At 40.1% G+C, this 6,830-nt stretch carries 1 protein-coding gene; it reads left to right on the top strand.

What is annotated here, in order from left to right:
• A partial coding sequence (locus LV89_RS18270; protein WP_211321233.1) for an Ig-like domain-containing protein occupies positions 1 to 6,830 on the top strand: 6,830 nt, incomplete at both ends.

Genomic DNA, 6,830 nt, shown 5'->3' on the forward strand with positions numbered 1-6,830 from the left:
ACTTATTATGTTGCTTGTGTGAGTGGGGCAGGATGTAAAAGCACGTCGGGAAGTGTAACCGTAACAGTAAATCCAACGCCGAATGCTCCAACGGCTATTTCGGCAAGTCCTGCAACGATTTGTTCGGGACAGAGTTCAACACTTTCCGCAAACTGTGCCACAGGAACTGTCACCTGGTACAGTAATTCGGGTTTAACAAATATTATTACAAGTCCAAGTCCAGCTACGCCTTCCACCACAACCACTTATTATGTTGCTTGTGTGAGTAGTGCAGGTTGTAAAAGTTCTGGTGGAAACGTAACGATAACTGTGAATCAAACGCCAACCGCTCCAACTGCTATTTCGGCAAGCCCTGCAACGATTTGTTCGGGACAAAGTTCAACGCTTTCCGCAACTTGTGCCACAGGAACAACCACTTGGTATAGTGATGCAGTTTTAACCAATGTCGTATCAAGTCCTGTAAATCCAACTTCCACAACTACCTATTATGTGTCTTGTGTAAGTGGTGCAGGTTGTAAAAGTATTTCTGGAAATGTCACTGTAACGGTTAATCCGACACCAACAACTCCAACGGCTATTTCGGCAAGTCCTGCGACTATTTGTTCGGGACAAAGTTCAACGCTTTCTGCAACTTGTGCTACGGGAACGGCAACATGGTACAGTAATTCTGGTTTAACAACTACGGTTACAAGTCCAGTAAGTCCAACTTCCACAACCACTTATTATGTAGCCTGCGTGAGTAATGCAGGATGTAAAAGTACGTCGGGAAATATAACCGTAACGGTAAATCCAACGCCATCTGCACCAATCAATGCTATGGCAAGTCCTGCTACCATTTGTTCGGGTCAAAGCTCAACGCTTTCTGCAACTTGTACCACAGGAACAGTAACATGGTATAGCGATGCAGCCTTAACGAATGTCTTATCAAGTACAACCGTAAGCCCAACGGCAAATACGTCTTATTATGTATCATGTGTGAGTGGGGCAGGCTGTAAAAGTAGTTCTGTGAATGTTGGCGTGGCAGTCAACCAAACGCCCTCGGCTCCAACGGCAGTATCAGCAAGTCCTACAACCATTTGCTCTGGTCAAATTTCAACACTTTCTGCAACTTGTGCAACAGGGACGGCAATATGGTACACTAATGCTGGTTTAACAACGACTGTTACAAGTCCAGTAAGTCCAACTTCAACAACCTCTTATTATGTAGCCTGTGTAAGTAGTACAGGATGTAAAAGTAGTGCCATGAATGTTGGAATCACCGTTAATCCAACACCACCTTTACCAACTGTCAATTCGGTACAATATTGTCAAGGAGATACACCCGCTCAACTTGTAGTGACAGCCTCATCAGGTGCGACCGTTTTATGGTATAATGTTGCTACTGGCGGTACAAGTTCAACAACAGCACCAACGCCATCAACAGTAACTGCGGGAACTACTAATTATTATGTATCTCAAATTTTAAATAGTTGTGAAACAGAGAGAGTTACTTTAGCAGTAGTTGTTAATCAAAATCCTGCTTTAAGTTTAACGGCAGGAAACATAACTTGTGCAGGTTCGGGCAAGGGTACAATCATTGCCAATACCACAGGAGGAACGCCTTCATATACATATTCAAAAGATAATGGTGTAACTTTTCAATCGGGAAATGTATTTTCTGGCATCAATGCAGGCACATATAATATTATCGCAAAAGATAGTAAAGGTTGTATTAACACACAAAGTATCGTAGTTACTCAAAGCGACCCAATCGTTCTTTTATCTGAGACAACCAATGATTGTACATTGGGTAACAACGGAATAATCAAAGTCTCAGGCTCTGGAGGAACAGCTCCGTTGACCTACAATTTGAACGGAGGAACTTATGGGGCATCTACGGTTTTTTCAAATCTGTCCTCAGGTGTTTATACAATTGGTGTTAAAGATGCAAATGGATGTACATTAACCAATAGTGTTTCTGTAAATTCAGTACCAGACCTTACAATAACATTAGATAGTCAAAATGATTGTATTGTAGGAAATACAGGAAGCATTACCGTAGTAGGAAACGGAGGAACATCGCCCTACAATTTCCGAATTAATGGAGGAACTTGGGGCGGAAATACCTTTAATAGTTTGTCTGCTGGAACTTATACAATTGATGTTTTGGATGCAAGAAATTGTATGAAAAGTTTAACAGTAACTATCACTGAAAACCCATCTGCACCCACAACAACCTCTCCAACAATTTGTCTTGGAGAAAGCACAACACTTTCTGGAACTTGCTCGTCTGGGGTTATTAACTGGTATGCTGATGCTTCATTGACAACACCTCTTTCAACCACAACGGTAACGCCAAGTGTAACAACAACGTATTATGCTACTTGTGAAATTGCGAGTGTAGAATGTATAAGTTCTTCGTCAACTTCGATTGTTACCGTAAATCCAATTCCAACCGTCAATGTGGTTTCTAATCAAGTTTTGTGCAAAGGAACTTCGAGTACTGCCATAGCTTTCTCAGGAGCTGATACAGGAACCATTTTTTCATGGACAAATAACAATGCAAATATAGGCTTGGCGACATCAGGAAGTGGAGATATTCTTCCATTTACAAGTACAAATTCGGGAGTTGTTCCTATCAATGGGACCATTATGGTAACGCCTACTTTTACAAATAATGAAGTTACGTGTACAGGTTTACCAACCAATTTTACCATTACCGTAAACCCTATTCCAACCGTAAATACCGTAACCAATATAGCGGCTTGTAATACCTCAACAGTGCCAACCGTTAGTTTTTCTGGAACTGTTGCAAGCACTGTTTATTCTTGGACAAATTCTAATACAAATATCGGTTTGGGGGCAAGTGGTACAGGAGATATTACGGCATTTAGTGCCACAAACTCAACAACAAGCCCTATTACTGGAAATGTCACCGTAACGCCTTCATTCACAAGTAGTAGCGTAACTTGTACGGGTTCTCCAAAAACGTTTGCCATTGCCGTCAATCCAACGCCAACTGTCAATGCAGTCGCCAATCAAACTTTATGCAATGGTTCATCTACTACGGCAATCAGTTTTACAGGGGCAGTTGCAGGGACGGTTTATTCTTGGACAAATACAAATCCAAATATTGGCTTGGCAGAAAGCGGTATTGGCAATATGGCAAGTTTTAGTGCCACAAATTCGGGTGTACTTCCTATTTCGGGAACAATAACAATTACTCCATCTTATACTAATAATGGCATTACGTGTACAGGTACTCCTCAAAATTTCACCATTACCGTAAATCCAACACCAACAGTAAATCCAATTAGTAACCAGACATTATGTGACGGTTCGGCAACCAATGCCATTGGATTTACAGGTGCGGTTTCGAGAACGACTTATTCTTGGACAAATACAAATTCAAATATAGGTTTAGCAGTGAGTGGTAGTGGAGATATTCCAACATTTAATGTTACCAATTCTACTAATTCGACCATTTTGGGTACAATATCCGTAATTCCTTCATTTACAAATAATGGGGTTACTTGTACAGGGACTTCTCAGAATTTTACCATTACTGTTAATCCAATTCCAACGGTAAATACCGTTTCAAATCAAACACTTTGTAATGGTTCTGCCACCACAGCCATAAATTTTACAGGGGCAGTTACAGGAACAATTTATTCATGGACAAACACCAATGCAAATATTGGTTTAGCATCAAGTGGAGCAGGAAATATAACTACATTTACAGCAACAAATGCTACGAATGCTCCAATTTCTGGCACAATTACGGTAACGCCGACTTTTACCAACAACGGCGTCACTTGTACAGGCACTTCTAAAAATGTAGCCATCACTGTTAATCCGACACCCTCTGTCAATTCTATTTCAAACCAAACACTTTGTAATGGGTCTGCAACCACAGCCGTAAATTTCACAGGAGCAGTTACAGGAACAACTTATGCTTGGACAAACACCAATGCAAGTATTGGTTTAGCCACAAGTGGAAGTGGAGATATTCCAACATTTACAGCCACGAATGCAACAAATGCTTCAATTGCTGGAACGATAACCGTAACACCTTCATTTACAAATAACGGAGTCACTTGTACGGGAGCATCTCAAAATTTCACCATAACGGTCAATCCAATTCCGACAGTAAATACAGTTACCAATAAAACATTGTGTCATGGTACTTCAACGACTGCTATCAATTTTACAGGCAATGTAAGTAATACCGTTTATTCGTGGACAAATACCAATACAAGCATTGGATTAGGAGATAATGGAACTGGCAATATTTCAGCATTTACAGCCATTAACTCAGGAACAACGGTAAGTACAGGAACAATTACGGTAACGCCAACATTCACCAATAATGGGGTAAGTTGTGTGGGAACATCGAAAAATTTTACCATTTCAGTGAATCCTATTCCGAGTGTAAATGCAATTTCAGACCAACTTGTTTGTAATAATTCAGCAACCACCGCAGTAAGTTTTTCTGGAGCAGTTGCAGGAACATCTTATGATTGGACAAATACAAACACCAATATTGGTTTAGCGGCAAGTGGAAGTGGAAACATTCCATCGTTTACCGCCCAAAACTCAACAAATTCACCTATTTCTGGCACAATAACAGTTATACCTAACTTTACCAATAATGGGGTAACTTGTACGAATACGTCTCAAAGTTTCAATATTGCCGTTAACCCAACACCAACCGTTAATAATATTGCCAATCAATCTTTATGTAATGGAGCTACCACATCAGCCATAAGTTTTACGGGTAGTGTTGCAGGCACAGTTTACAGTTGGACAAACTCGAATATAGGTATCGGATTATCGTCAAGCGGAACAGGAGATATTCCTGCTTTTTCGGTTACCAATACAGGTTCTACTTCTATTTTAGGAACAATAACCGTAACACCTTCATATTCAAATAATGGACTTACCTGCGTAGGTCTTGCGAAGACTTTTACGATTTCTGCCAATCCAATTCCCAAAGCAACCATAACGCCCGATGTAATTAATATTTGTAGTGGAGATAATGTGTCTTTAAGTATCACTGACGAAAAGGCTGTTTCAGGTTCTACAAGTTATAGTTGGAGTAGAGATAACACATCAAATCTTACAGGACTTGCTGTTGGAGGAAGCGTTACGTCGATAAGCGGTATAGTAACCAATGTTACCTCATCTACACAAATTAGTGTAATCATTGCCAATGTGACATCACAATTTGGGTGTAATAGTATGGGAATTGCCAAAATAGCCGTTACACCTCCTTTAATTGTAACCATTTCGGGTAATACTTTTTTTTGTGGAACAGGTCAAATCAATAAATTTACGACTCTTACGGCATCTCCAGTTGGAGGAACAGGCTCATATTCTTATCAATGGAATTTGAATGGAACAGCCATTTCAGGAGCAACAAGTTCAACGTATGATGCTTCAAATGCAGGAGATTATACCGTTACGGTTGTTTCAGAATTTTGTACAAAAACTTCCAATACAATCACGGTCAATGACCCCTATAATTTATCAGCACAACCAACAGTAACACCATCATCTTCAGCAATATGTGGAAGTGGAACGGTTAGACTTACAGCAAGTAGCACATCAAATTTGGGAACATTTAATTGGTACAATACACCTACAAGCCTAAGTCAGCTTTCTCCGACCTCTGGCACTCGTAATGAAGTATATAATACACCAACTTTAAATTCTTCACAAACCTATTATGTTGCTCGAATCTATTCTGTGGTAGGTTCAATTCCTTTAATTTCTTGTGAAACAGATAGAACGTCTGTCAATATTACGGTAAATTCAACACCAACAACGCCCGTTGCAACAGGTTCAGTTGTCATTTGCAAAGGAGGAAATACAGACCTAATTCTATCCTCGGGTTGCACAGGAACAATTACTTGGAAAAATGCCACGACAAACGCAGTGGTAGGAACAGGAAGTCCACTAAATGTTTCTCCAACAGTTACGACTGGGTACAATGCGACTTGTTCAGAAAATGGCTGTTTAAGTAATAATTCAAATACAGTAACTGTCACTGTATCAAACATAACGCTCTCGGCAACGCCTACAAATCTGACGTGTAAAGCAAATAATTCGGGACAAATTACGCTAACCGCTTCGGGTGGAACTTCGGCTTATTCTTATTCTATTGACGGAACAAACTTCCAAAGCTCAAATACCTTCTCAGGGCTTTCAGCAGGGGCTTATACATTAACTGTCAAAGATGCCAATGCTTGTTCGGCTACCACAACCGTAACTTTAACTGAACCTGCCATTTTAGGTCTAACCGAAACTCATACTAATTTAACTTGTAAAGCAAATGCCTCAGGACAAATAACGCTAACAGCTTCGGGTGGAACAACTGCCTATTCATACTCGATTGATGGAACGAATTTCCAGAGTAGCAATACTTTCACAAGTCTTTCAGCAGGGGCTTATACATTAACTGTTAAAGATGCTAATGCGTGTTTAGCAACAACTACCGTAACTTTAACGGAACCAAATACCCTGACTTTATCAGCTAATCAAGTTAATTTAACGTGTAAAACAAATGCTTCGGGACAAATTGCTTTAACCGCATCAGGTGGAACAACTGCTTATTCATACTCGACTGATGGAACGAATTTCCAAAGTGGGAATACATTCACAGGACTTTCAGCAGGGGCTTATACATTGACCGTAAAAGATGCTAATGCGTGTTTAGCAACTACGACCGTAACTTTAACAGAACCAAATTCTTTAACACTTTCGGCAACGCCTACTAATCTGACTTGTAAAGCAAATAATTCGGGACAAATTGCTTTAACCGCAACAGGAGGAACAACTGCCTATTCATA

The organism is Arcicella aurantiaca, assembly GCF_003148625.1.
In the GTDB taxonomy this organism is placed as follows: domain Bacteria; phylum Bacteroidota; class Bacteroidia; order Cytophagales; family Spirosomataceae; genus Arcicella; species Arcicella aurantiaca.